The sequence below is a fragment of the Streptomyces sp. NPDC045026 genome, assembly GCF_056432625.1.
In genome coordinates this window covers 406,352-431,406 of the sequence record NZ_JBWKIS010000002.1, presented here as the reverse complement: position 1 = coordinate 431,406, position 25,055 = coordinate 406,352, and the positions used below count along the sequence as shown (strand labels likewise).

At 72.0% G+C, this 25,055-nt stretch carries 21 protein-coding genes; 17 read left to right on the top strand and 4 right to left on the bottom strand.

Annotation, left to right across the window (positions count from 1 at the left end; genetic code table 11):
• Positions 1 to 69: 69 nt before the first annotated feature.
• Positions 70 to 1,278, top strand: coding sequence for a winged helix DNA-binding domain-containing protein (locus AC07EJ_RS05770; protein ID WP_478883845.1), 1,209 nt, complete (start codon positions 70 to 72; stop codon positions 1,276 to 1,278).
• A 61-nt stretch (positions 1,279 to 1,339) separates the two neighbouring features.
• Here the strand turns inward: AC07EJ_RS05770 and AC07EJ_RS05765 are convergent, their stop codons facing one another.
• The gene (locus tag AC07EJ_RS05765; protein WP_389475735.1) at positions 1,340 to 1,627 is read right to left on the bottom strand and encodes a hypothetical protein; all 288 of its coding nucleotides are present in this window, start codon (positions 1,625 to 1,627) and stop codon (positions 1,340 to 1,342) included.
• A 133-nt stretch (positions 1,628 to 1,760) separates the two neighbouring features.
• Between AC07EJ_RS05765 and AC07EJ_RS05760 the strand changes: the two genes are divergently transcribed.
• From AC07EJ_RS05760 to AC07EJ_RS05725, 8 genes are all read left to right on the top strand, one after another.
• Positions 1,761 to 2,123: an arsenate reductase family protein gene (locus AC07EJ_RS05760; RefSeq protein ID WP_362899870.1), complete on the top strand. Its 363-nt coding sequence runs from the start codon at positions 1,761 to 1,763 to the stop codon at positions 2,121 to 2,123.
• 166 nt (positions 2,124 to 2,289) lie between these two features.
• Positions 2,290 to 3,003, top strand: a complete 714-nt coding sequence (locus AC07EJ_RS05755; protein WP_478883844.1) for a hypothetical protein — start codon at positions 2,290 to 2,292, stop codon at positions 3,001 to 3,003.
• Positions 3,004 to 3,248: 245 nt separating this feature from the next.
• Positions 3,249 to 4,280, top strand: coding sequence for a glutamine synthetase (gene glnII, locus AC07EJ_RS05750; RefSeq protein ID WP_389475741.1), 1,032 nt, complete (start codon positions 3,249 to 3,251; stop codon positions 4,278 to 4,280).
• 389 nt (positions 4,281 to 4,669) lie between these two features.
• Positions 4,670 to 5,266, top strand: a complete 597-nt coding sequence (locus tag AC07EJ_RS05745) for a winged helix-turn-helix domain-containing protein (protein ID WP_389475743.1) — start codon at positions 4,670 to 4,672, stop codon at positions 5,264 to 5,266.
• 133 nt (positions 5,267 to 5,399) lie between these two features.
• Entirely contained in the window at positions 5,400 to 6,407 is a 1,008-nt protein-coding gene (locus AC07EJ_RS05740; RefSeq protein ID WP_393582522.1) for an NAD-dependent epimerase/dehydratase family protein, read from the top strand.
• A 198-nt stretch (positions 6,408 to 6,605) separates the two neighbouring features.
• Positions 6,606 to 7,895, top strand: a complete 1,290-nt coding sequence (locus tag AC07EJ_RS05735; RefSeq protein ID WP_389475747.1) for a sensor histidine kinase — start codon at positions 6,606 to 6,608, stop codon at positions 7,893 to 7,895.
• A complete protein-coding gene (locus AC07EJ_RS05730) occupies positions 7,880 to 8,530 on the top strand; it encodes a response regulator transcription factor (protein WP_389475749.1) in 651 nt (216 codons plus the stop codon). The genes AC07EJ_RS05735 and AC07EJ_RS05730 overlap by 16 nt, the downstream gene beginning before the upstream one ends.
• A 66-nt stretch (positions 8,531 to 8,596) precedes the next feature.
• Entirely contained in the window at positions 8,597 to 10,117 is a 1,521-nt protein-coding gene (locus AC07EJ_RS05725) for a DUF1996 domain-containing protein (RefSeq protein ID WP_389475751.1), read from the top strand.
• A 49-nt stretch (positions 10,118 to 10,166) separates the two neighbouring features.
• On the opposite strand, the gene AC07EJ_RS05720 is transcribed toward AC07EJ_RS05725, so the two are convergent.
• On the bottom strand, positions 10,167 to 10,592 hold the full coding sequence (locus tag AC07EJ_RS05720; protein WP_389475753.1) for a hypothetical protein: 426 nt from the start codon (positions 10,590 to 10,592) through the stop codon (positions 10,167 to 10,169).
• Between the two features lie 132 nt (positions 10,593 to 10,724).
• On the opposite strand from AC07EJ_RS05720, the gene AC07EJ_RS05715 reads away from it, so the two are divergent.
• The 8 genes from AC07EJ_RS05715 to AC07EJ_RS05680 all read left to right on the top strand — a co-directional run bounded on the left by AC07EJ_RS05715 (position 10,725) and on the right by AC07EJ_RS05680 (position 20,727).
• Positions 10,725 to 13,826: an alpha-N-acetylglucosaminidase gene (locus tag AC07EJ_RS05715; protein WP_478883843.1), complete on the top strand. Its 3,102-nt coding sequence runs from the start codon at positions 10,725 to 10,727 to the stop codon at positions 13,824 to 13,826.
• Between the two features lie 76 nt (positions 13,827 to 13,902).
• Positions 13,903 to 14,703 carry a tyrosine-protein phosphatase gene (locus tag AC07EJ_RS05710; RefSeq protein WP_389475757.1) on the top strand — a complete coding sequence of 267 codons (801 nt, stop codon included), beginning with the start codon at positions 13,903 to 13,905 and terminating at the stop codon, positions 14,701 to 14,703.
• A 103-nt stretch (positions 14,704 to 14,806) separates the two neighbouring features.
• A complete protein-coding gene (locus AC07EJ_RS05705) occupies positions 14,807 to 15,319 on the top strand; it encodes a tetratricopeptide repeat protein (protein ID WP_478883842.1) in 513 nt (170 codons plus the stop codon).
• A 37-nt stretch (positions 15,320 to 15,356) separates the two neighbouring features.
• Positions 15,357 to 17,288, top strand: a complete 1,932-nt coding sequence (locus tag AC07EJ_RS05700) for a hypothetical protein (RefSeq protein ID WP_389475761.1) — start codon at positions 15,357 to 15,359, stop codon at positions 17,286 to 17,288.
• Positions 17,289 to 17,413: 125 nt separating this feature from the next.
• A complete protein-coding gene (locus AC07EJ_RS05695; RefSeq protein ID WP_389475763.1) occupies positions 17,414 to 18,331 on the top strand; it encodes a metal-dependent hydrolase in 918 nt (305 codons plus the stop codon).
• A 2-nt stretch (positions 18,332 to 18,333) separates the two neighbouring features.
• Positions 18,334 to 19,410, top strand: a complete 1,077-nt coding sequence (locus tag AC07EJ_RS05690; protein ID WP_393582532.1) for a PDR/VanB family oxidoreductase — start codon at positions 18,334 to 18,336, stop codon at positions 19,408 to 19,410.
• Positions 19,411 to 19,466: 56 nt separating this feature from the next.
• Positions 19,467 to 20,204, top strand: coding sequence for a TetR/AcrR family transcriptional regulator (locus AC07EJ_RS05685; RefSeq protein ID WP_389475767.1), 738 nt, complete (start codon positions 19,467 to 19,469; stop codon positions 20,202 to 20,204).
• Positions 20,205 to 20,208: 4 nt separating this feature from the next.
• Positions 20,209 to 20,727, top strand: a complete 519-nt coding sequence (locus AC07EJ_RS05680) for a GNAT family N-acetyltransferase (RefSeq protein ID WP_389475769.1) — start codon at positions 20,209 to 20,211, stop codon at positions 20,725 to 20,727.
• A gap of 65 nt (positions 20,728 to 20,792) precedes the next feature.
• Here AC07EJ_RS05680 and pulA read toward each other — a convergent pair whose 3' ends face one another.
• Both pulA and AC07EJ_RS05670 read right to left on the bottom strand, forming a co-directional pair.
• Positions 20,793 to 23,510 carry a pullulanase-type alpha-1,6-glucosidase gene (gene pulA / locus AC07EJ_RS05675; protein WP_478883929.1) on the bottom strand — a complete coding sequence of 906 codons (2,718 nt, stop codon included), beginning with the start codon at positions 23,508 to 23,510 and terminating at the stop codon, positions 20,793 to 20,795.
• A gap of 155 nt (positions 23,511 to 23,665) precedes the next feature.
• The gene (locus AC07EJ_RS05670) at positions 23,666 to 25,048 is read right to left on the bottom strand and encodes an alpha-amylase (protein ID WP_389475771.1); all 1,383 of its coding nucleotides are present in this window, start codon (positions 25,046 to 25,048) and stop codon (positions 23,666 to 23,668) included.
• Positions 25,049 to 25,055 lie beyond the last annotated feature (7 nt).

Genomic DNA, 25,055 nt, shown 5'->3' with positions numbered 1-25,055 from the left:
AAACAGGTGAACGCCCCCGGGGCCGGGCAGGATGGGGGCACGGTCGGCGAACGGTTCCGGGAGGTCCTCTTGAGTGGTCGGCGGCGGCACATCGGCGGGGCGGAGCGGCGGGCCAGGCTCGCGGTCGGGCAGCGGCTCGCGCCCGCCGCGCGGGCCGGATCCGCCGAGGAGGTCGCCGGGTCCCTCGTGGCACTGCACGGCACGGACCCGGCCACGGTGTACCTGGCGGTGGGCGCGCGCCTCAGGGACGCCTCGAAGACGGTCGCCGACGTGGAGCGCGCCCTGTATGCGGACCGCTCCCTGGTGCGGATGCACGGCATGCGGCACACGGTGTTCGTGTTCCCCGCCGCGCTCGCCGCCGTGGTCCACGCGTCGACGGGGGTGGCGGTCGCCGCCCGGGAGCGCGCCTCCTTCGTCAAGCATCTGGAGGCGGGCAGTGAACACGACGCGGCGTGGCTGGCCGACGTCGAGGCGGGCACCCTGGCGGCGATCGGGGCGCGCGGCGAGGCGACCGCGGCGGAACTCGCCGAGGACGAGCCGCGGTTGCGTACGCAGCTGCTGTACGCGCCGGGCAAGAAGTACGAGGCGTGGCAGTCGATCTCGACGCGGCTGCTGCGTGTGCTCGGCATGGAGGGGCGCGTCGTGCGCGGGCGGCCCCGCGGGTCGTGGACGTCCAGCCAGTTCAGGTGGGCGCTCATGCCCGCGCACGCCGAACTCCCCGTGGCCGAGGCCCAGTCGGAGCTGCTGCGTCGCTGGCTCGGCTCGTGCGGTCCGGCCACGGAGGCCGACCTGAAGTGGTGGACGGGGTGGAAGGTCAGCGACGTGCGCAAGGCACTGACGGCGGTGGGGGCGGTCGAGGTGGAGCTGGACGAAGGGGCCGGGTTCGTGCTCCCGGACGCCGTCGAGCCGGTCACCGCGGACACCGGGCCGTGGGCGGCCCTGCTTCCCGGGCTCGACCCGAGCCCGATGGGATGGCAGCAGCGCGACTGGTATCTGCCGCCGGAGCTGCGCGCGCCGCTCTTCGACGGGGCGGGCAACATCGGTCCGACCGTGTGGTGGGACGGGCGGATCGCCGGCGGGTGGGCGCAGGGCAAGGACGGCAACGTCCGGTGGCGGCTGCTCGCGGACGTGGGCCGGGAGGCCGCGACCGCCGTGGAGGCGGAGGCCGCGCGGCTCCAGGAGTGGGTGGGCGAGGCGCGGGTCACGCCCCGCTTCCGTACGCCGCTGGAGAAGGAGCTGGCGGGACCGGCGGGACCGGCGGGACCGGCAAGGGAGTGACTGAACTGCCGTGCGCCGCCCGCCCGTTGAGCAGGACCCGGGCGGGCGGCGCACCTGGCCGTCAGCGGCTGTAGCGCATCAGCGCGCGCACCATGTGGCAGGTGATGTCCGACGGCGGATGGATACCGACGCGCTCCGCCGTGCTCCGTATCGTCCGGTTGTGGGCCTGGTTCGGGAGGTAGACGCCCGAGTCGAGCAGGGCGATCGCGAGGCGCATGGCCTTGAGGCGGCGGTTGTGCGTGATGTACCAGTCACGCGGCCGCCCCGCGGGCAGGGCCTTCTTCTCGAGCTTTTCGAGTGGCTTGCAGGGCAGGTCGATGAGCATCGGTGCGGCAGCGGGCACAGGCATCCTCCTGTCGCGGGAGGGAGACCTTCCGAGACCCTCCGCGGCCCCGGACGCTCCCTCGAACACTGCTTCAATTCTACTGCCGGGCACTGACAATAGCCGCTGGCCACAAGGCCTTTCCCGTACCTTTGGCCCCATGGAGATCTGGATCAACCCCGCCTGCTCGAAGTGCCGCAGCGCGCTCACCCTGCTCGACGCGGAAGGCGCCGACTACACGGTGCGGCGCTACCTGGAGGACGTGCCGTCCGAGGACGACATCCGCGCCGTCCTGGAGCGGCTCGGGCTCGAACCATGGGACATCACGCGCACACAGGAGGCCGACGCGAAGGAGCTCGGTCTGAAGGACTGGGCGCGGGACGCGGGTTCGCGGGACCGGTGGATCGCGGCACTCTCCGCGCACCCGAAGCTCATCCAGCGGCCCATCATCACAGCGGAGGACGGTACGGCCGTGGTGGCGCGCAGCGAGGACGCCGTCCGGGACGCGCTCGGTCGCAAGTGAGCCGCCGCTGAGACGCCGATGGGCCGCGGCGGAGTCACCCGGGAGCCCAACTCTCGTGTGACGTACGTTACTTGAGCTTCCCCTGGGGTCAGTTGAGTTCCGCCCTCCGGTTACCCGTACGTATCGGTGCGCGCACCGACGTTCGTAACGACGACAGGAGGCGGACATGTCCCGCAGGAGAAGGATGGGCCCCCGGAAGAAGGCCGCGCTCGCCGTGAGCGCGGCCCTCGTCGCCGGTGGGGCGGCTTTCGCGCTCGCGAGTACGGGCAATGCGGCGCCGGTCGCGCAGAACGCCCAGGTCTGCCAGGGCCTGGAGACCGCGATCGCCAACAACCAGGAGTTCATCGACGGGCAGCGGGCCGCCCCGGACGCGCAGTCCGAGGCTCGCATCGCCAACCGGGAAGCGGTCATCGCGGAGATCCGGCGCAAGGAGGCGGCGTCCGGCTGCGAGGGCGGAGCGGGGGCCGGAGCCGATGACGGAGCAGGGGCCGGAGCCGGTGCCGATGACGCGGCCGGCGGTATGGAGACGGTGACGGCCGCACCCCCGGCCACGGTCACCGCCGACCCCGACCCCACAGACCCCGACCCCACAGACCCCGATCCCACCGACGCCGCCGGAGGGGACGCCGCGGGTGAGCAGGTCTGTGCCGGTTCGACCGTGACGCTCTCCGGTGAGGGCGGCGCTCCCGCCGCGTCCAGCGGTCAGTTCCCGGCGGGGACGAAGCTCAAGGTCACCAACCTCGACAACGGCAAGTCCACGTCCGTCGAGGTGACGTCCGCCTCCGGAAGCTGCGCGCTGCTGAACAACGCGGCGTTCGAGCAGGTCCGCGAACCGGGCAAGTTCCTCATCCGCAACGCACGCATAGAGAAGGTGGGCTGACCTCACAGGCCCACCAGACCAACCAGGCCAACAGCCCCGGCCCGCGCGCGTGCCCCCATGACGTACGCAGGCCGGGGCCGTTGGGCGAAACGTGACTCCGGCCACAAAGGGTCCGGGTAACACGGGGTTCACATTCGGGCAACGGACGGGAAATCGCCTGTTGACATTCTGCGGAGCAGCACACAGAGGCGCCGCACCCGCACATGTCCGCGCCGTACAGACCCACCCGAAGGATGTGGCCCCCCGTGACGTTCAAGGCTGAGTACATCTGGATCGACGGCACCCAGCCGACGGCCAAGCTCCGTTCGAAGACGAAGATAATCGCGGGTTCCGCGCCGGCGCTCGAAGAGCTGCCGATCTGGGGCTTCGACGGTTCGAGCACCAGCCAGGCCAAGGGCCACGCCTCCGACCGCGTGCTGCGTCCCGTCGCCTCCTACCCGGACCCGATCCGCGGCGGCGACGACATCCTCGTCCTGTGCGAGGTCCTGAACATCGACATGACGCCGCACGAGTCCAACACGCGTGCCGCGCTCGCCGAGGTGGCGGAGCAGTTCGCCGCGCAGGAGTCGATCTTCGGCATCGAGCAGGAGTACACGTTCTTCGAGGGCGAGCGCCCGCTCGGCTTCCCCGTGGGCGGCTTCCCGGCCGCGCAGGGCGGCTACTACTGCGGCGTCGGCGCGGACGAGATCTTCGGCCGTGACGTCGTCGAGGCGCACCTGGACAACTGCCTCAAGGCGGGTCTCGGGATCTCCGGCATCAACGCCGAGGTCATGCCCGGCCAGTGGGAGTTCCAGGTCGGCCCGCTCGCCCCGCTCGAGGTCTCCGACCAGCTGTGGGTGGCCCGCTGGCTGCTCTACCGCACCGCCGAGGACTTCAACATCTCCGCGACCCTCGACCCGAAGCCGGTCAAGGGCGACTGGAACGGTGCGGGCGCGCACACCAACTTCTCCACCAAGGCGATGCGCGAGGGCTACGCCGCGATCATCACCGCGTGCGAGTCGCTCGGCGAGGGCTCGAAGCCGATGGACCACGTCAAGAACTACGGCGCGGGCATCGACGACCGCCTGACGGGTCTGCACGAGACCGCCCCGTGGAACGAGTACAGCTACGGCGTCTCCGACCGCGGCGCCTCGGTCCGCATCCCGTGGCAGGTCGAGAAGGACGGCAAGGGCTACATCGAGGACCGGCGTCCGAACGCGAACGTCGACCCGTACGTCGTGACGCGCCTGATCGTCGACACCTGCTGCACCGCCCTGGAGAAGGCCGGCCAGGTCTGATCCGCGGCTCCTGATCGCCGAAGGGCGCCCACCGGTCCGGTGGGCGCCCTTCGCGTTGCCGCGCGCCTCGGGGAACGTCGGAACGTCAAGTTCGCGCCAAGGTGCCGTCCGACCGGTGAGAGGGGGGTCCTGCCCCGCGAGCCCGTCTGCTTCAATGGGTCCATGGCCAGCTTCCAGAACACCGCGCCGGGTCGCCACGACCTCGAGCCGTTCTGGCCTTCCCGTCAGCACCACGACTTCGACCGGGTGTGTTGCCGCGCGGAGAACGCGCAGGCCCTCTAAAGCCGGCTCACCCCGGCGTTCGGTCCGCGCGCACGACGCAGGTCCTTCTGTGACCTCGCAGTTCTCGACGATCTCGATGACTCCTCGCGCGAAAGAGTTGACCACTCATGGCGAACACCCGTTCCTTCTCCACCGCTTCCTCCGTGACCGCCGCCCCCTCCCCCGTCGCCTCCGGCCGCCACCGGCTGCGCGCCGTCGACCGGGACGAGGTGGTGGATGTCGTGGACTTCCTGCCGCCGGGCGCGACCTGGCTGCCCGCTCCCCCGCACACCCTGCCCACGCTGCCGGGCCGGCCGCCGATGATCGGCTACCTGGTCCTCGTACCCGCGGACCAGCAGCCGCTGCTCCCGGTACCCGACGAGCCCGAGCGGCAGCCCGCGGCCGCTCCGCAGGACAGCGGCAGCGACAGCGACGCACTCGTCCGTATCGACGGCGTGCAGCGCACCGCGCGGGTCGACGGACGCCAACTCGACCTGACATACCTGGAGTTCGAGCTGCTCGCGCACCTCGTCGCGCATCCGCACCGGGTACACACCCGCGACCAGCTCGTGACCACCGTGTGGGGCTACGGGCACGTGGGCGACGGACGGACGGTCGACGTCCATGTCGCGCGGCTGCGCCGCAAGCTCGGGGCCGAGCACCGTCAGGCGATCCAGACGGTGCGGCGGGTCGGGTACAAGTACGCCCCGCCGGCCACGCGTTGACCGAAGGGTGGAGCGCGCCGCCCCTGGCCGCCCCTCGCCGCCGCTCGCCTCCTCTGGCCTCCCCCGGCCGAATCGTTCTCCCCCGGGCAGAAACGGATTCCCTGACGCGCCACGAGCGGGCAGAGTCACCGGCATGAGACTTCTGGTGCTCGGCGGTACGGAATTCGTGGGGCGCGCCGTGGTGGAGGCCGCGGTCGCGCGGTCCTGGGACGTGACGGTGTTCCATCGAGGGCGGCACGCGGCGCCCGAAGGAGTGCGGTCCCTGCACGGGGACCGGACCCTGTCGGACACCGACGGCGGACTCGCCGCACTCGCGGAGAGTGCGGGCGAGTGGGACGTCGTCGTCGACACCTGGGCGGCGGCGCCCCGCGTGGTCCGCGACTCCGCCCGGCTGCTCGCGGGGCGCGCGGGCCGCTACGTATACGTGTCGAGCTCGTCCGTGTACGCGTGGGCGCCCCCGCCCGGCTATACCGAGGACGCCCCGGTCGTCGCCGGTGCCTCGCCCGACGCGGAGCAGACGGACTACGCGCGGGACAAGCGGGGCGGTGAGCTCGCGGCGGTCGACGCGTTCGGCGCCGGGCGTTCACTGCTGGTGCGGTGCGGGCTGATCCTCGGCCCGTACGAGAACATCGGCCGGCTCCCGTGGTGGCTGGCACGGATCGCACGGGGCGGCCCCGTCCTTGCACCCGGCCCCCGCGACCTGCCCCTCCAGTACATCGACGTACGTGATCTCGCCACCTGGATCCTCGACGCGGCGCAGGCCGGCCTGAGCGGCCCGTACACCGTGATCAGCCCCTCCGGGCACACCACCATGGGCGGGCTGCTCGACGCCTGTGCCCAGGTCACCGGGGGCGACGCCGAACTGCGCTGGACCGCCCCCGAGGTGATCGCCGCGGCCGGGATCGAGCCGTGGATGCAGCTGCCGGTGTGGGTGCCGCCGGGCAGTGACATGCATGCCGCGCTGCACAGCGGCGTCGTGGCGAAGGCGGTCGCGGCCGGGCTGCGGTGCCGGCCCGTCGAGGAGACAGTCGCCGACACCTGGGCGTGGCTGGAATCCATCGGCGGGGCGGCCCCGCAGCGCCCGGACCGGCCGGTGCTCGGCCTCGACCCGGCGACGGAGGCCAAGGTCCTGGAGGCTTAAGGCCCTGGAGGTCCTGGAGGCTTGAGGCCCTGGAGGTCCTGACGGGCTGACGCCCGGGGGTCCCCAAGGGGGCCGACACCCAGGGGTCCTAGGGGTGGTGCCAGATACACCCCCAGCCGGGTGCCCGGCCCCATGCCCCGTACGGCCCCGGCCGGGGAGACTGGGGGCGTACGGGTCGGGCGGTGGACGGAGAGCGGGATGGACGCGTCGAGTGCGTTCGGCGGGCGGGCGCGGCGCGCCCTGGTGGCGGGGGCGCGTGGCCTCGCGCTCGCGGTGGCGGGGTTCGCCGGGTCGCTCACCCTGTTCGTGCTGTCCGTCCTGTCGATCGTGTTCATCGTCCTGGGTGTCGGCGTGCTCACCACTCCGGCGGTGCTGTCCCTGGTCAGGTCCTGGGCGAACTGGCGGCGCGTCGCCGCCGCCGAGTGGTACGGGATCCGCGTACCGGCGCTGTACCGGCCCTTCCCCGCCGATGTGCGGACCGGGCTCGTCGGGCAGGCGGAGCGGTGCCGGCTGATGCTCGGTGACCCGGCGACCTGGCGGGACCTGCGCTGGCTGCCCGTCGACATGACGGCCGGGTTCGTGACCGCGCTCCTGCCGGCCGCGGTCGTCTTCTATCCGCTGGAGGGGTACGCCCTCGCGGCCGGCCTGTGGCGGGTCTTCACGGACGGCACGTACGTCGGCTGGTGGTACGGGTTCGTGCCCATCAGCGGTCAGGGCTCCGCGTTCCTGGCCGCCTGCCTCGCCACCGCGCTGCTCGTGGCCGGTTACTTCACGGCCCCGCTCCTGCTGCGCGCCCACTTCCAGCTGACGCGCGCGGTCCTCACCCCGGACGACGGCGAACTGGCCGCCCGCGTCGAGGTGTTGACCCAGACGCGGCGCGACGCCGTCGACACCTCGGCTGCGGAGCTGCGCCGCATCGAGCGCGACCTGCACGACGGCGCGCAGGCCCGCCTCGTCGCCATGGGCATGGACCTCGGCACGATCGAGGCCCTGATCGAGAAGAACCCGCAGAAGGCCAAGGAGCTGCTCGCGCAGGCCCGCAGGTCCTCCGCCGACGCCCTCACCGAGCTGCGCGACCTGGTCCGCGGCATCCATCCGCCGGTCCTCGCCGAGCGCGGCCTCGGTGACGCGGTGAAGGCGCTCGCGCTGCGGCTGCCGGTCGCCACCGACGTCGACGTGGACCTGCCGGGCCGAGCCGAGGCGCCCGTCGAGTCGGCTGCGTACTTCGCGGTCAGTGAGGTCCTCACGAACGCCGTCAAGCACTCGGGGGCCGACCGCGTCTGGGTCGACGTGCACCACACCGGGGCGACGGGCATGCTGCGGATCGCCGTCACCGACAACGGGAAGGGCGGCGCGAGCGTCGGGGCCGGGTCGGGGCTGAGCGGGATCGAGCGCCGGCTCGGTACATTCGACGGCGTCCTCGCCGTCAGCTCCCCCGCGGGCGGTCCGACCATGGTGACGATGGAGCTTCCTTGCGCGTTGTCCTAGCCGAAGATCTCTTCCTGCTCCGCGACGGCCTGGTGCGGATGCTGGAGGCGTACGACTTCGAGGTCGCCGCGGCCGTCGAGAGCGGGCCCGAACTGACCAAGGCGCTCGCCGAGTTGGAGCCGGACGTCGCCGTCGTCGACGTACGGCTGCCGCCCTCGCACACGGACGAGGGGCTGCAGTGCGCGCTCGCCGCGCGGCGGGCACGGCCGGGACTGCCGGTCCTCGTCCTGTCGCAGCACGTGGAGCAGCTGTACGCGCGCGAGCTGCTCGCCGACGGGAACGGCGGGATCGGCTATCTGCTGAAGGACCGGGTGTTCGACGCGGACCAGTTCATCGACGCGGTGCGCCGGGTCGCCGCGGGCGGGACCGCGATGGACCCGCAGGTGATCCAGCAACTCCTGTCGCGGCGGGCCGCGGACGAGCCGCTCGGCGGTCTGACACCGCGCGAAATGGAGGTTCTGGAACTCATGGCGCAGGGCCGGTCGAATGCGGCCATCGCGGGCCAACTCGTCGTCACGGAACGGGCGATCGCGAAACACACCTCCAATATCTTTCTGAAGCTGGGACTTCCGGTGTCGGACGACGACAACCGGCGCGTTCTCGCCGTCATCGCCTATCTGGATCAGGGCCGTTGAGAATCCGTCGGGAAAACACCGGTGCTCTCTTTGAACAAGGGGCCCGCGTGTTGCGTACGTAGCTCCATGGGACGCACATCACGAAAACGGCGCTCGTCACTCGCGACGCGCATGACGGTCGCGTCGGCCGCACTGCTCCTGGGTGGAGGAGGGCTGGTCGCGGTGAACGTCTACGCGTCCGCCCACGAGGAGAACCCGGCGCAGCGCGGCGACGGCGCGCAGCAGCAACAGCAGCAGGTCGCCACGATCGACTGCCCCGACGTGGGCAACGGGCTCTCCGACGTGCCGGACGCCGCACGGTCGGAGGTCGACGGCGAACTGGCCACGATGGACAGCCAGATCACCGAGTCGTACCAGCGCCTCGCGGCTTCGCGGGACGCGGCGGCGCGGGATCCGCAGTTCGTACAGAACAGCATTCTGCAGCCGTTGAAGGAGCGGCGTTCGAACCTCATCGACCGGATCGGCCTGGAGATCAGCCGGGCCGGCGGAACGGCGCCCGAGGGCATGAAGGACCTCGCGGCCTGCACGGCCAGGTCGGCCGGCACCGACGGCAGCCCCCCGGCCGGCTCCGCCGCACCGTCCGCCCCCGCGGACGGCGGCCAGCAGAACGGCGGACAGCAAGGCGACGGCGGACAGGACGGCGGCCAGCAGGACGGCGGACAGCAAGGCGGCGGACAAGGCGATGGCCAGCAGAACGGCAACGGCCCCGACGCCTCCGACTTCGTCGACATCAACTCCGTCCAGCCCAACGTGAAGACTCCGCCCAACCAGCGAGCCGCCTCCCGCGGCACGTTCACCACGAAATGCGGGCGGAACGAGAACGGCAAGTTCAATCCCGACAACGTCATCGTGGCGCCGGGTGTGAGCAATGGCGCGCACCATATGCACGACTACGTGGGAAATCAGGCGAACGATGCTTTCGCCAGTGACGACGATCTTGCGAATGGCGACACGAGCTGCCGCAATCAGGGTGACAAGTCGACCTATTACTGGCCTGTTCTGCGCCTTCAGAACGGAAAGGACGAGAACGACGCGCAGGCCGACGGAGGCGGCAAGGACCAGAATGTCGGCGAGATCCAGACCCCTGCCTCGGTCACGCTGAAGTTCGTGGGAAATCCGGCCGGCAAGGTCGTCGCCATGCCGCGGTTCCTGCGCATCATCACCGGTGACGCCAAGGCGTTCACCAACGGCGACGCGAACGCGAACGCGTCCTGGAGCTGCACCGGTTTCGAGGACCGTCAGCTGAAGGACAAGTACCCGATCTGCCCCGAAGGCAGCAAGGTCGTGCGGTCGTTCAAGTTCCAGAGCTGCTGGGACGGACGCAACACCGACAGCGCCAACCACCGTACGCACGTCGCCTTCGCCGACCCGAACAGCGGCGCCTGCCCGCAGGGCTTCCAGGCGATCCCCCAGCTGCAGCAGCGCATCGTGTACGACGTGCCTCCGGGCCCCGGCTTCGCCGTCGACTCGTTCCCCGAGCAGCTGCACAAGCCCGTGACCGACCACGGCGACTTCATCAACGTCTTCGACGAGGGCCTGATGAAGCGCGTCGCGAGCTGCATCAACCGGGGTCAGCGCTGTACCTGACGGCCTGACCCCCCGTCGACTGCTGCGCGGTCAGCTCGCGCGGTGACCGTCAGTGCCCGGAGTGCCCGTCCTCCTCGTGACCCCCACCACCGCTACTCCCCGAGTGGTGCGAGGAGGACTTCTCCACGGTCCCGCCGAGCCGGCCGCGCAGCGCTGTGACCGCCTTGTCGTCGCCGACGGCGATCCAGCGGCGGCCGACCAGATACGTGCCGCCGTAGTCGTCGGCCTGGTCGAGCCACTCGGCCTGGCCGCGGTCGGTGGCGAAGGTCGCGAGGATGTAGCGGTCCCGGCCGTCGCCGCAGGTGGCCTGGCGCAGCTCGTCGGCGTCCGTCTGGATGTCGGGCCTGCATTTCGCCTTGTCCGCGAGCTGTTCCAGGCTGCCGGTCGCCGTCTTCGGCACCCCGTCGCCGCCTGAACCGCAGCCGGTCAGGACCGCCAGCGAGACCATCGCCGCGGTCACCCATATGGGTCGCATGCGTCGCGTCATTCCCATCGTTTCCTTACCTCCCGTGCGGCGACACGAATTCGCCAGCTCCGTACACAGCGTTGAGCAAGGGGGGTCACAGGGTTACCGTGCGCCGCATCATCCGACGCAGGGGGCACACCTATGACCGCACCGTCGCGACGTTCCGTCCTCGGCACCGCCGGCGCCATCGGCCTGGGAGCCGCCGCGGGGTTCCCTCTCACGGCTCACGCCGCCGAGGGCCCTGCCTTCGATACGGCTCCCGTACGTTCCGCACTCAACAGACTGCTCCCGGGACACGCGGACCAGTTCAGCCTCAGACTCCTCTCCCCGCAGGGCGGCGACCGGTTCCGGGTGACCGGCACCCGGGGAAAGATCGCGGTGTCCGGCACGACACCGGCCGTGCTGCTCACGGGAGTTCACTGGTATCTCAAGTACGTCTGCGGGGCGCACATCGCGTGGAACGGCAGCCAGCTGGACCTGCCGAAGACCCTGCCGGCGCCCCCGCGCCCGCTGGAGAGATCCACCGCGCTCCCCCACCGCTTCGCGCTCAACGACACGAACGACGGCTACACCGCGCCGTACGCCGACTGGCCGTACTGGGAACGGATGATCGACGTCCTCGCGCTGCACGGCTGCAACGAGGTCCTCGTCATCGCGGGCACGGAGGCCGTGTACGAGCGCGTCCTCAAGGACTTCGGGTACAGCGACGCGGAGTCGCGCGCCTGGCTGCCCGCGCCCACGCACCAGCCGTGGTGGCTCCTGCAGAACCTGTCGGGGTACGGCGGACCCCTCTCGCCCGAACTCATCGCGAAGCGCGTGGAGCTGGGCCGGAAGATCACCGGCAGGCTGCGCGAGCTCGGCATGTCGCCCGTGTTCCCCGGCTACTACGGGCACGTCCCCCACGGCTTCGTGGAGCGCAACGGCGGTGACGCGCACGTCGTGCCGCAGGGCACCTGGCACGGCTTCGACCGGCCCGACTGGCTCGACCCGCGCACCCGGTCCTTCGCGGACGTCGCCGCCTCCTTCTACGGGCATCAGCGCGACCTGTTCGGCGCGGCCGGGCACTTCAAGATGGACCTGCTGCACGAGGGCGGCACGGCCGGTGACGTGCCCGTGCCGGACGCGGCGCGCGGCGTCGAGAAGGCCCTCCAGAAGGCGCACCCGGGAGCCACGTGGGTGATTCTCGGCTGGGAGGCCAACCCGCTGCCCGCGCTCATCGACGCGATCGACAAGAAGCGCATGCTGATCGTCGACGGCGTGTCCGACCGCTTCGCGAACGTCACCGACCGCGAGAAGGACTGGGGCAGCACGCCCTACGCGTTCGGCACGATCCCGAACTTCGGCGGGCGGACCACCATCGGCGCCCGCGCGCACATCTGGAACGAGAAGTTCTTCGCGTGGCGCGACAAGGCGGGCAGCGCGCTCACCGGCACGGCCTTCATGCCGGAGGGCACCGACCGCGACCCGGCCGCCTTCGAGCTGTTCTCCGAACTCGCGTGGACCGAGAGCGAGGTCGACCGGGCGGCCTGGTTCTCCGGGTACGCCGACTTCCGCTACGGCGGCCGGGACACGGACGCGCGGGCCGCCTGGCGCGCCCTGCACGACACCGCGTACCAGCACACGGCGGTGGAGCGCAGCGACGCGCACGACTCGCTGTTCTGCGCCCGGCCCGACCTGGCCGCGAACCGGGCCGCCGAGTACGCGCCCCGCGCCCTGGCCTATGACCCGGGCCGCTTCGACGCGGCCCTGAGCGGGCTGCTCGGCGTGGCCGGCGGGCTGCGGAGTTCCGCCGCGTACAAGTACGACCTGGTGGACGTGGCGCGGCAGGCGCTCGCGCACCGCTCGCGTCAGCTCCTGCCGCAGCTGCGGGCCGCGTACGCGAGGAAGGACCGGGACGCCTTCCGGGCCCTGGCGACGCTGTGGCTGAAGCTGATGCGGCTGTCCGACGACGTGACGGGGACGCATCCGGCGTTCCTGCTCGGGCCGTGGATCGACGATGCGCGGCGGCTCGCGACGAGCGAGGGCGAGCGCGCCGAGTTCGAGCGCACGGCGAAGGTGCTCATCACGGTGTGGGGCGACCGCGCCACGTCCGACCCGGGGAACCTGCACGAGTACGCCAACCGCGAGTGGCACGGCCTGATGTCGGACTTCTACGTGCCGCGCTGGCAGAAGTGGCTGGACGCTCTGGAGGACGCGCTGGCCACGGGGTCGGCGCCCGCGGCCGTCGACTGGTACGCGTTCGAGGAGCCGTGGACCAGGGAGCGCAAGGACTATCCGCTGCGGCCGATCGGGGACGCGTACAAGACGGCCGCGCGCGTACGTGACGTGCTCGCGCGGGCGCCCTACCAGGGCTCGCTGACCGTCACCGCCCAGCCGACCGTGTTCCCTCCCGGCGGGCACGCGCGCGTGGAAGCCGCTTTCCGCAACGTCAACGGGCTGCGGGCGACCGGGCGCGTGGACTTCGCCCTGTCCGGCATCGACGCCGCGCCCGAGGGCCCCACGTCCCTCGCGAGCGTCGCGCCGGCGGGCACGGGCAAGGTCCGCTGGCAGGCGAGCGCTCCCGGCACGCCCCTGGACCGGCCGCTGCGCCCGCTGCCGTACGAGCTCACCGTGCGGTACGGGCCGCAGGGCGAGGACCGGGTGACGTCGGTCCACGCGGGGACGCTCTTCGAGGCCGGGCCGCTCGACGGCGCCTGGCGGACCGTCACCAGCAATGCCGCCGTCTTCGGGCAGTTGGGCGACCGGTACGCGATCGACGGAGCCGGCGCCGACCTGTGGAAGGGAACCACCGAGTTCGGCTCGGCGTACCGCGAGGGCGCCTTCGCGGACGGTTCGTCGGCACAGGTGAAGGTGGTCTCGCAGGCCGTCACCGGCGCGTGGGCGCGGGCGGGCCTCATCGTCCGCAACTCCCTGGCGGCGCCCGGTTCCCCCGGGTTCCTGAACCTGTCCGTGACGCCGTCCAACGGGGTCGTGCTGTCGTACGACACGAACGGGGACGGGACGCTCGACACGTACAAGCGCATCACCGGGATCAAGGCGCCGGTGACGCTGCGGCTGAGCCGGTCCGGCGGCTCGTACACGGGTGAGTGCTCCACGGACGACGGGGCGACCTGGCGGACCGTGGCGACCGTGGCGGTGCCGGGGTCGGCGGCGGCTCAGGACGTGGGGCTCTTCATGACGGCGACGAACGGGGGCGGCGGGGCGCGCGGCACCGTGGAGTTCGACGGCTGGCGGCTCGGGTAGGGCGTGGCGCTGGGCCAGAATGGGCGGGACAAATGCCGTGAATCAGGTCACGGCAGCGACCCCTGGAGTCCCGCCCATGCCCGCGATCCCCGCCACCACCGTCGCCAACCTCCGTGACCTCGGCGGGATCCCGCTGTCCGGCGGCCGCACCGTACGGCCGGGCCTCGCCCTGCGGTCCGGGCAGCTCGACCGGCTGGACCCCGACGCCGATCCGGAGTTCGCCGCACTCGGCATCCGCACGATCGTGGACTTCCGCACGAACGCCGAGCGCGCCTCCTACCCCGACCACGTCCCCGACGGCGTCCACGTCCTGGTCGCGGACGCGCTCGCCGACAAGATCGCCCAGACCGGGGCCGCGCCCGCCGCCGCGCAGCTCAAGCACGTCCTGTCCGACCCGGCGCTCGCCGACGAGAAGCTCGGCGGCGGGCGCGCCGAGGCGCTCTTCGCCGACACCTACCGCTCCCTCGTCTCGGCGAACTCGGCGCGTGCCGCCTACCGCGCGCTCCTGACCGAACTGGCCGACCCCGACGTGGGCCCGCTGCTCTTCCACTGCACCGCGGGCAAGGACCGCACCGGCTGGGGTGCGACGGTCGTCCTGACGCTCCTCGGCGCGGACGAGGCCGCCCTGGAGGCGGAGTACCTGTCGGTCAACTCGGCGGTACGGGAGGCCTTCGCGCCGCTCGTCGAGGGGTTCACCGCACAGGGCGGCGACCCGGAGATCGCGCTCGCGCTCATCGGCGTACGGGCGTCGTACCTGCACGCCGCGCAGGACGAGGTGGCGGTGCGGTTCGGGGACTTCGAGACGTACGTGCGCGAGGGGCTCGGGGTACCTGACGAGGCCGTGGAGCGGATCCGGCAGCGGCTGGTCGCCGGGTGACGCGGGGCCATAGGACTCATAGGGCCCATAGCGCCAATAGGGCTCGTGGGGATCGCGGGGAAACCCCTGTGCCGCGTGGGCGCATCCGTGCCAAGGTGACCCGATGAGCAGCGAAGAGTGGGAAGCGCGCCTGGCCGCGGCATGGGCGACGCTCGACGACTACGACGAGTCCGGTGCGGGCGACTTCCGCGCCGCCATCGACGCGCTCGTCGCGGAGCTGCCGGACGACAGCCCGGTCGGCCCCTTCGAACGCGGCAGCGCGTTCGACTCGACCGGCCACTCGGACCGGGCCGTGCCGCTGTACCAGGAGGCCCTCAAGCTCGGCCTGTCCGGCTACCGGGGCCGCCGCGCGAAGATCCAGCTCTCCAGCTCGCTGCGGAACACCGGCCACCCCGAGGAAGGTGTGGCGCTCCTCACTCCCGAACTCGACGCACCCTCTGACGAGTTGGACGACGCGGTGCGCGCCACGCTGGCGTTGTGCCTGTCCAACCTGGGCCGGGACCGAGAGGGCCTGTCGCTGGCGCTCGGCGCGCTGGCGCCCCATCTGCCCCGGTACCAGAGGTCGATGGCGAATTACGCCCGACTGCTGGCCGAACCGGAGCCGGAGCCGGAGTGACCGCGTGAAGTGACCATCCGACGATTCGCTCGTTCAGATGAACGTGCAGTCGAAGGTGCAGTCACAGGATGTCGTCCCCCGTCCCGGTCCGGTCGTCGACGTGGAGCAGGCCGAGGCCGCTCTCGTCGAGCACTACCCGCGGCTCGTCCGGCTCGCCTATCTGGTGCTCCCGCCCAGCCTCGGCCGTAACCGCCGGGTGCTCACGGCGCACTCCCTGACCCAGCGCGCCCTGCCGCGCGCCCGCACCTCGGCCGACGCGGCGGCCGTCCCGGCACCCCGCACCGCCGAGGGGCGGGGCGGCGATCCGGGCTACGGCTTCGTACGGCTCAGGGTCCTGCGCACCGCGCTCGACGCGGGCCGCCCGCTGCGGCGCAGGGCCTGGCCCCGGCGCTCGCAGCTGCCGCCGCTGCTCCCCCAGGTATGGGGCCTGCGGCTCTTCCCGCGCTCGGGCGGTGCCGACGAACTGGCCCTGGACCAGGGGCTGTCCGCACTCAGCGGCCCCGGCCGCGCCGCTTTCGTCCTGCGCGGCCTCGAACGGCTCGACGACAGTGCCGTACGGAGCATGCTGGCCGCGGCCGGCGCCGAGGACCCGGACGCGGCGCTCGCCGAGGCGGACGGCGTGACCCTGCCGGCGGGGAAGGACGCGCTCGCCCTCCTGCAGTCGACCGAGTTCGACCCCTGCTCGCTCCAGGCCAGGCCGCCCGATCTGATGCGGCGCAGGCAGCATGTGAAGGCCGTGATCGCGGCCGCCACCGCGACGCTGGCGTGCGGGGCGCTGCTCGGCCTGCCGGGCGGCGGCTGGGCACCGGAAGGGGCCGCGGCTCCCGCGTACGCGCAGAACCCGGCGGGCGTGGCCGCCCTGGATCCCGGGAAGTTGACGAGGGTCCCCGCCACGGCGTGGCAGACGTCGGCCCGCACGGACTTCTCGGTGTGGCCCGCGCGCGGCTCCCTGACCGGCGACCGGCCGCTGCTGCGGCGCGCCCTCGCGGTCTGGGCGCGGCCGGGCGGCTCCGTCCAGGTCTCCGCGACGACGGACACCCAGGCGGGCGCCCCGCCCGGACCCCCGCAACTGCTCTACGCGGGCGAGGTCGACCAGGCGCGGATCGTGCTGTTCTACGACGGTCTTCGCATCGTGCGGTACGCGGAGCCGAAGGAAGGGACGAGCGGCGCCGCGCTCGACTTCGCGCGGGCGGACGGCGCCACGGGTCCCGAGGCGGGCGCCCTGGTCGTGGACCGGGCCGACGGCAACGTCCGCTATCTGACGGCGCCCTGGGTGCGCGGCGCCGCCGTGCGGAACCTGCTGGATCCGTCGGCGGCGCCGATGCCGCTCGACCGCGCCCCCGACGGCGTGACGGCCCCCTTCGCCAGCCCCGCGCTCGCCCGCGACTGCACGTCGTGGAACGCGCTCGCCCTGCGGGACGACGCGGGCACCCGGCTCTCCACCGACCTCGGCGAGCTCGTGCCCGCGCATCTCACCGCGGGACGTCCCGGCGCGCCGCGCGAGGCAGTCGCGGCCGACTGGCAGCACTCGGCGTGCTCCCTCACCTCCGTACGCTCGCACGGCGTGCGCACGGTCAACTCCTGGGCGTACGCACGCCAGCAGCTCCCCGAGAGCAGCGGCGCCGCGGACTGGGCTTGTGCGCGGGCCGACACCTGGCGGGGCGGTGGGGCGCGGACCCTGGCGCTGTTCACGGCGCCCGGCGGGACGACGGCGGCGGTCGCCGCGAAGTCGGAGGGGACCCCGGCCTGCGGCAGCCGGGACCCGCTGGTCCTCGCGGGTGTGCTGTGGAAGTCGCGGGGCGGCACCTGGTACGTGGTGGCCGCCGCGAGCAAGCAGGTCACGTCGATCGCGTCGTCGGGCGGCGCACGGGCCGCGGACAACCTCCTGGCCGCGCCCACCCGGCAGGGAGCCAGGACCACGCTGACCGGCCGCACGGCGACGGGCCGCGAGGTGGGCGCCCTGCGCTGAACCCCCGGCGCCTCGGCGGACACCCCTTTCCCGCACCTCTCGCCGACACTCCTTGCTGACACCTCCGTAAAGAAATCGGCGCACGAGGGGTGTACCCGCCCCCTACCCGTCAGTACATTGACGCCATGTCTAATACGCAGAGCCGGGCACCGCGGCCCGTCGCTGACGAGCGCGTCGCGCTCAAGGCACGCAGGGTCTCCTTCTCCTGGGACAGGACTCCGCTGCACTGGATCCCGGACGACCCGTTCACCACGCACACCATCAACGTGCTGCATCTCCTGCTGCCCGCCGGAGAGCGCTGGTTCGTGCACGTCTACAAGCAGGTCCTGCCGTACATCCGCGACGACCGGCTCCGCGAGGACGTGATCGGGTTCATCGGGCAGGAGGCCATGCACTCGCAGGCCCACGACGAGGTGCTGCCGCACCTCAAGGAGCAGGGGCTCGACCCGACCCCGTACACCGCGCAGGTCGACTGGTTCTTCGAGAAGCTGCTCGGTGACCGGACGCTGCCGCCGGGGCGGGCGCGCGAGTGGTGGCTGATGGAGCGGGTCGCGCTCATCGCCGCGATCGAGCACTACACGGCGTTCCTCGGCGACTGGGTGCTGAACGCGGACGAGCTGGACCGCAGGGGCGCGGACCCCACGATGCTGGACCTGCTGCGCTGGCACGGCGCGGAGGAGGTCGAGCACCGCTCCGTCGCCTTCGAGGTGTTCGAGCACGTCGACGGCGGCTACCGGCGCCGGGTGCGGACCTGGGCGCTCGCGTTCTCGGCGCTGATGTTCCTGTGGCAGCGCGGCACGCGCTTCTTCATGGAGAACGACCCGACGGTGCTCGACGGCAAGGCGTCGTTCAAGGAGTTCTACCAGGGCGGGAAGCGGGGCGTCCTGCCCTCCACGGGAGCCATGGTGAAGTCCATCCCGCGCTATCTCAGCCGCTCGTACCACCCCTCCCAGGAGGGCAGCACCGCGCAGGCGGTCGCCTATCTGGCCGCCTCCCCCGCCGCGACGGCGGCGGAAGCCCGGACCTCGAACGGAGCCGTCTGACCATGCCCCGCCCGATCACCCCCCGGCTGCGTACCGTCCTGCTCGTCACCGGCACCGCCCTGCTCGCGCGCCGCGCCCTGCGCCGCCGCATCCAGGGTTCCCCGCTGTGGCCGATGCCCGCCCTTGAGGAGCCCGTCTCCGGCCGGCCGCGCGCGCGTGCCCTGCGGCTCCTCGTCACGCGGCACGAGTCCGTCGCGGACGGCGTCGTCCAACTGCGCCTGGCGGGGCAGGACCTGCCCGCCTGGGAGCCGGGCGCGCATCTCGACCTCGTCCTGCCGTCGGGGCTGATCCGGCAGTATTCGCTGTGCGGTGACCCCGAGGACACCTCGTCGTACACCGTGGCGACGCGGCTCGTCGCGGACGGCAGGGGCGGTTCGCGCGAGGTGCACGAGCAGCTCCAGGAGGGGTCGGAGGTCGAGGTACGCGGCCCGCGCAACCGCTTCCCCCTCACCGCCGGCGCCGCGTCGTACGTGTTCGTCGCGGGCGGCATCGGCATCACGCCGGTCCTGCCGATGCTGCGGGCCCTCGAAGCCCGGGGCGCCGACTGGCGGCTGCTGTACGCGGGCCGCACGCGCGCATCGATGCCGTTCCTGGAGGAGGCGGTCAAGCTCGGCGGCGAGCGGGGCAGGGTGCGGATCGTCGCCGAGGACGAGGACGGACGCCCCGATCCGGCCGCCCTGCTCGCGGACGCGGCGCCGGGGACCGCGGTCTACTGCTGCGGGCCCGAGGGGCTGATGGAGGCGGTGACCGCGGCTCTCCCCGGCCACTGCGAGCTGCATCTGGAGCGGTTCGCCCCGCACACGTCGGCCGACGGGAACGGCCCGTTCGAGGTCGAACTGCGCCGCAGCGGCCGTACCGTGCCCGTACCGGCGGGCACTTCGGTGCTCGCGGCGGTGCGCGCCGAGGTGCCGAATGTGTCGTACTCCTGCGAGCAGGGGTTCTGCGGCACGTGCCAACAGCGGGTCCTGGAGGGCGAGATCGACCACAGGGACGAGCTGCTCACGGACTCGGAGCGTGACGACTCGATGCTGATCTGTGTCTCCCGGGCGCGCGGTGAGCGCCTCGTGCTCGACCTGTGACCCGCTCGCGCGGACCGGCTCCGCACGGGGCCGGAATTGCTCGGTAGGGTGTTCGTATGACAACCGGGGTGCGCCGCAGGATGGGAGTCGAGGAGCGGCGGCAGCAGTTGATCGGGGTCGCACTCGAACTGTTCAGCCACCGCTCCCCCGACGACGTCTCCATCGACGAGATAGCAGCGGCCGCGGGCATTTCCCGGCCGCTGGTCTACCACTACTTCCCGGGCAAACTCAGCCTGTACGAGGCGGCGTTGAGGCGCGCGGCGGACGATCTCGCGCAGCGCTTCGTGGAACCGCAGGACGGTCCGCTCGGGGCCCGGCTCATCCGGGTCATGGGGCGGTTCTTCGACTTCGTGGACGAGCACGGGCCCGGCTTCTCGGCGCTGATGCGTGGCGGGCCCGCCGTCTCGGCAGGCGGAGCCTGCTCGATCAGCGCGGCGTCGACGACGAACGCGCTCATCGACTCGGTCCGGCAGGCCGCGTACGTACAGATCCTCGCGCACCTCGGCGTCACCGACCCGCCGCCCCGCCTCGAGCTGGTGGTGCGCTCGTGGATCTCGCTCGCCGAGTCGACGGCGCTGATCTGGCTGGACGGGCGGCGCATCCCGCGCGGCGAGCTGGAGGCGCAGCTCGTGCACGACTTCGCGGCGCTGGCCGCGGTGAGCGCCGCGTACGACGAGGAGATGGCGGGGCTGCTGCGCCACATCCTGGCCGACGAACCGGCCGACGGGACGTTCGGCGACCTCATCACCCGGCTTGTCGCACTCGCGCCCGCCCCCGCCTCCTCGGGATCCTGACCCCATGACGCCACGATGCACGTTCCGCAGGGCGGCCGACGGACCCGACGACCTCGCCGCGCTCGTCGCCCTGTACGACGGGGCGGCGCAGTGGATGGTGGAGCAGGGCATCGACCAGTGGCAGCCCGGCGAGAAGACCGAGGACCACTTCCGCCTCCGGATCAAGGAGGGCGAGGTGTGGTTCGCCGACGACGCGCTGCGTGAAGGGGTCGGCGCGTACGAGCTGTGGTGGGACGACGAGCCCGCGTGGGGTGCCCGGCCGCCCGAGGCCGGCTATGTGCACCGCCTCATGGTGCGGCGCGGCGCCCCGGCCGGTACGGGCCGCGCGCTGCTCGCGCACGCCGAGGAGCGGGTCGCCGCCGCGGGCCGCGCTCTGTGCCGCCTGGACTGTGTGTCGACGAACCCCCGCCTGCGGGCCTACTACGAGCGAGCGGGCTACGTGGTCGTGGGCGAGCAGCCGTTCAAGTCGGGCGCGGGCGGCAGCAAGTACGCGGTGACGCTCATGGAGAAGCGGCTCGGCTGACGCGAACGCCCGGCGCGGCAGGGCGTGTTGCCCCTGCCGTGCCGGGCGTCCGGCCTTCCTTCCGGTCAGCGGGTGAACACCGCCACCGTGCGCGCCGGGACCTGGAACGTTCCCGAACCGGCGTCGTAAGAGGCCGACTTCACCACGGGATCGGCGCCCGCCGCCTGCACCGGATGCAGCCGGTACGAGGTGCCCGCGACCGCGCCGACACGCTGCTCCTGTGTCTTGGGTGTGGCGTTGAAGACGACGACGAGGTCGCCGAGGCGCATGGTGATCACGCCGGGTGTCTCGTCCTTGCCCGAGAGCGGGAAGGACAGCTTCTCCTGCACCTGCCCCGCCGTGGCGAGCCCGAACGCCGCCTCCGTGGTACGGATCTTCAGCAGGTCCCGGTACGCGGCCGACGTCCCTTCGATGTCCGCGCACTTCGCGGCGGGCACCGAGGTCAGCAGGGGTGTGGCGTAGGGCCACTTGTCCTTGTTGTCGGCGGCCGGCGGCAGTCCGCGCCCGAAGCCGTTGCCGTCGCGGCAGTCCCAGTGGATGGCGTTGAACCAGTCGCCGCTGTCGAAGGAGTTTCGGTCGAGGGACTTGGACCGCAGCAGGTCGGTGCCGGCCTGGGAGAGGGCGGGTCCCTGCGAGAGCGCGGCCGTCGCGAGGGCGAGGACCTGCATGCGCGAGCGGTCCGCCGGGGCGGTGGAGGCGGGCAGTTTGTAGGTGAGCGCGTCGTAGAGGGACTCGTTGTCGTGGGCGTCGGCGTAGGCGAGGGCATCGCCCGGCGCGTCGGCGTATCCGGCGGGCGCGCCGTTGTAGTCGACGTCCGCGCCCTTGACCTTGCGGCCGTCGCTGCCGGTGAAGGTGTAGGCGGCGAGGTTCCCCGTCAGGCCGACCTTGATCAGGTCCTGGTAGTGCAGGAGGCGGGCCTTCTGCTCGGCCTCGGTGCCGTTCGCCTTCGAGGAGTTCGGGTCGGTGTAGAGGCCGGAGGCGAAGCCCTGGACGCCGGGGTCGGCGTCGAAGGGGCTGCCGCCGCGCACCGCGTCGCGGGCGCGGTCGGAGAAGGTGGCGATGCCGGTGCCCGCCATGTTCTTCTGCGTGGCCTGCACGAAGCGGGCGTCGTCGGCGACCTCTCCGAAGTTCCAGCCCTCCCCGTAGAGGATGATCTTCTTGCCGTCGACGCCGTCCTTCGCGACGGTGAGCGCGTCGAGGGCCTTCCTGACGGCGAGGATGTTGGCCTTGGGGTGGTGTCCCATCAGGTCGAAGCGGAAGCCGTCGACCTTGTACTCCTTGGCCCAGGTGACGATCGAGTCGACGACGAGCTTGCCCATCATCGCGTTCTCGGGAGCGGTGTTCGCGCAGCATGTGGAGGTGGCGACGGAGCCGTCGGCCATGAGGCGCTGGTAGTAGCCGGGCACGATGCGGTCGAGCACGGACGTCCTGGCCTGGCCGCTCGCGGCGGTGTGGTTGTAGACGACGTCCATGACGACGCGCAGCCCGTCCCCGTTCAGGGACTTGACCATCTCGCGGAACTCGACCGTGCGCGCGGTGCCGTCCGGGTCGGTGGCGTAGGAGCCTTCGGGGACGGTGTAGTGGTACGGGTCGTAGCCCCAGTTGTAGGCGTCCTTGGCGGCGCTCTTGCCGACGCACTCCTGCTGCCGGTCCGAGGCGGCACCGAAGGAGTTCAAGTCACAGTCCGGGGAGGTCTGTTCGGACTTCTTCTCGGGGATCGTGGCGATGTCGAACGCGGGCAGGAGGTGCACGTACGAGGTGCCGGCCTTCGCCAGTTCGCGCAGGTGCTCGCTGCCCTTGCTGTCCTTGTCGGTGAAGGCGAGGTAGGTGCCGGGGTGCTTCGCGGTGCGGTCCTCGATGGAGAAGTCGCGGATGTGGAGCTCCTGTATCTGCGCGTCGCGCAGCGGCACGGCCTTCGGCTTCTTCAGCGCCGACCAGCCGGACGGGGCGAGGGACTTCGCGTCGAGGTCGACGACGAGGCTGCGCTCCGAGTCGGCGGTGAGGGCGGTGGAGTACGGGTCGGTGACCTTGTTCGTGACGACCTTCTGGACGCTGGGCGCCCACACCTTCACGGCGTAGCGGTACTGCTTGCCCTGCCAGGAGCGCGGGCCCTTCACGGACCAGACGCCGGTCGCGGCGTCGCGACGCATGGCGACGGTGCGCCCGGCGAGGTCGACGGCCACGGACTGGGCAGTGGGCGCCCAGACGGACAGGGCGACGCCGCTCTTGGTGAAGGCGGGACCGAGTGACGCCTTGCCGGCCTTCTGCGCGTACAGGTCGTCGAGAACTCCCGCCGTCTGTACGCCCGTTGCGGTGACGAGGGCGCCGTCGGCGATGCGGCGGGTGAGGATCAGCTGACTCTTCAGGGCGTCGCCGACCCGGTCGCGGTCGCGGGGGTCGACCGTGTAGGCGTCGTACTCCTTCAGCTGCGGGAAGCGGGCGAGCTGGGCGTCGGTGAGCCCGCCGGCGGCCTTGCTCAGCCGCAGCCACCGCCCTTCGCTGCCGAGCGCGCCGTCCTTGACGGTGATGCCGCCGTCGCGGTCGTAGACGAGCCGAGCGGAGACGGCCGCCGCGCCGCCCGCGGGCAGGGCGACCGTGTCGCGGTCGATCCACTGCGCCTCGGACTTCGCCAGGTCGAGGTCGGGACTGCTCGCGGAAGCGGCGGCGTTCCGGGCGTCGGACAGGGGTGCGGGCCGGTTCTGCGCGGCAGCCGCCAGGGGCATGGCCGGGGCGAGGGCCGCGCACAGGGCGACGGCGAGGACGGCCGCTGTTCTTCGCGGCAGGGCGGGGCGTATCACGGGAAACTCCTCGACGGGAGGGCGGAGGGAGGGAGGGGGAGGAACGCGGGGGCGCGTGGACAGGGCCGCCCGGCGCGAGCGGGGAGGACGCGCCGGGCAGCCGGAACGGGGTTACCGGGGAAGGGCGGCCGGGGTCCGGGTCAGCAGCCGGACTTGCCGGAGTACAGGGCGAGGGCCGTGTTCGAGGCGAGCGTCGCCGTGAACTGGCCCGAACTGTTCACGCTCACCGTCTTGTTGCTCTGCACATCGCAGTACGTGCCCGCGGCGAGCGACGTCTGGTAGGTGCGGGTGAGCGCGGCGGACTCGTGGTTGATCGCGACGTAGCCCTTGCTGCCGCGACCGAAGGCGATGGCGTCGGCGCCGTTGTCCCACCAGTCGGTGACGGACTGGCCGCGGGTGGCGTTGCGGAAGGCGACCATGGACTGGATCTCGGGCCAGGCGTGCTGGCACTTCCAGCCGTCCTGCCAACAGGCGTTCACGGTGCCGCCGTTGGGCGGTCCGGCGTCCTTGTCGGTCCATTCGTAGCCGGAGTTGATGTCCGGCGATCCGTAGGGCCAGGCCAGCATGAAGACGTTGGCCAGGGTGTAGTCGGCGCCGTCCTTGTAGTTGAGGGTGTCGCCGCCGCGCTCGGTGTCGTGGTTGTCGACGAAGACGGCGGACTGGCCGGAGGCCATGTAGCCCCAGCCCTCGCCGTAGTTCTTCAGGTAGGCGAGGTTCTCGCTCTGGAAGACGCGCTTGAGGTCGCGGGCGTAGCGGAACTCCTGGACGTCGCCGGTGCCGAGGTACTCGCTGGGCGAGACGGCCTCACCGGCGCCGTAGATCGCCTCCTGTTTCCAGTAGGCGTTCGGGTTGCTGAGCCGCGACTTGATGTTGGCCAGGTCCGCGGCGGCGATGTGCTTGGCGGCGTCGATCCGGAACCCGTCGACGCCGAGCGAGAGGAGGTCGTTCATGTACGCGGCGATGCGGCCGCGCACGTACTCCTCGCCGGTGTCGAGGTCGGCGAGGCCGACGAGCTCGCACTCCTGGACGTTGAAGCGATCCTGGTAGTTGCTGATCTGTGCGGTGCAGTTGTCCATGTCGGCGGCCGAGTAGGTGCCGGGGTAGTCGTACTTGGAGTACGCGGAGCCGCCGGTGCCGGTGCCGGATCCGGCCGCCATGTGGTTGATCACGGTGTCCGTGACGACCTTGACGCCGGCCGCGTGACAGGTGTCGACCATGTTTTTGAAGGCCGTACGGTCCCCGAGCCGTCCCGCGATCTTGTAGCTGACGGGCTGGTACGAGGTCCACCACTGGGAGCCCTGGATGTGCTCCTGGGGCGGCGAGACCTGGACGTATCCGTAGCCCGCGGGGCCGAGCCGGGCGGTGCACTCCTTCGCCACCGAGTCGAACCGCCACTCGAAGAGGACGGCGGTGACGTCCTTGGTGCCGGGCGGGGCCGCCTGGGCCGGCCCGGCGGTTCCGGCGGCCCCTATGAGGGTGCCGGCCGCGAGGGCGAGCGCGGCCGCCCGCGATCTGATAGCCATGTTTCCT

Coding starts and splice junctions, on each gene's coding strand:
- AC07EJ_RS05760 (WP_362899870.1), top strand. CDS start 1,761: ATGGAGATCTGGATCAACCCCGCCTGCTCGAAGTGCCGCAGCGCGCTC.
- AC07EJ_RS05755 (WP_478883844.1), top strand. CDS start 2,290: ATGTCCCGCAGGAGAAGGATGGGCCCCCGGAAGAAGGCCGCGCTCGCC.
- AC07EJ_RS05720 (WP_389475753.1), bottom strand. CDS start 10,592: ATGCGACCCATATGGGTGACCGCGGCGATGGTCTCGCTGGCGGTCCTG.
- AC07EJ_RS05695 (WP_389475763.1), top strand. CDS start 17,414: ATGTCTAATACGCAGAGCCGGGCACCGCGGCCCGTCGCTGACGAGCGC.
- AC07EJ_RS05715 (WP_478883843.1), top strand. CDS start 10,725: ATGACCGCACCGTCGCGACGTTCCGTCCTCGGCACCGCCGGCGCCATC.
- AC07EJ_RS05765 (WP_389475735.1), bottom strand. CDS start 1,627: ATGCCTGTGCCCGCTGCCGCACCGATGCTCATCGACCTGCCCTGCAAG.
- AC07EJ_RS05690 (WP_393582532.1), top strand. CDS start 18,334: ATGCCCCGCCCGATCACCCCCCGGCTGCGTACCGTCCTGCTCGTCACC.
- AC07EJ_RS05745 (WP_389475743.1), top strand. CDS start 4,670: ATGGCGAACACCCGTTCCTTCTCCACCGCTTCCTCCGTGACCGCCGCC.
- AC07EJ_RS05710 (WP_389475757.1), top strand. CDS start 13,903: ATGCCCGCGATCCCCGCCACCACCGTCGCCAACCTCCGTGACCTCGGC.
- AC07EJ_RS05725 (WP_389475751.1), top strand. CDS start 8,597: ATGGGACGCACATCACGAAAACGGCGCTCGTCACTCGCGACGCGCATG.
- AC07EJ_RS05700 (WP_389475761.1), top strand. CDS start 15,357: ATGAACGTGCAGTCGAAGGTGCAGTCACAGGATGTCGTCCCCCGTCCC.
- AC07EJ_RS05680 (WP_389475769.1), top strand. CDS start 20,209: ATGACGCCACGATGCACGTTCCGCAGGGCGGCCGACGGACCCGACGAC.
- AC07EJ_RS05740 (WP_393582522.1), top strand. CDS start 5,400: ATGAGACTTCTGGTGCTCGGCGGTACGGAATTCGTGGGGCGCGCCGTG.
- AC07EJ_RS05705 (WP_478883842.1), top strand. CDS start 14,807: ATGAGCAGCGAAGAGTGGGAAGCGCGCCTGGCCGCGGCATGGGCGACG.
- AC07EJ_RS05685 (WP_389475767.1), top strand. CDS start 19,467: ATGACAACCGGGGTGCGCCGCAGGATGGGAGTCGAGGAGCGGCGGCAG.
- AC07EJ_RS05735 (WP_389475747.1), top strand. CDS start 6,606: ATGGACGCGTCGAGTGCGTTCGGCGGGCGGGCGCGGCGCGCCCTGGTG.
- AC07EJ_RS05670 (WP_389475771.1), bottom strand. CDS start 25,048: ATGGCTATCAGATCGCGGGCGGCCGCGCTCGCCCTCGCGGCCGGCACC.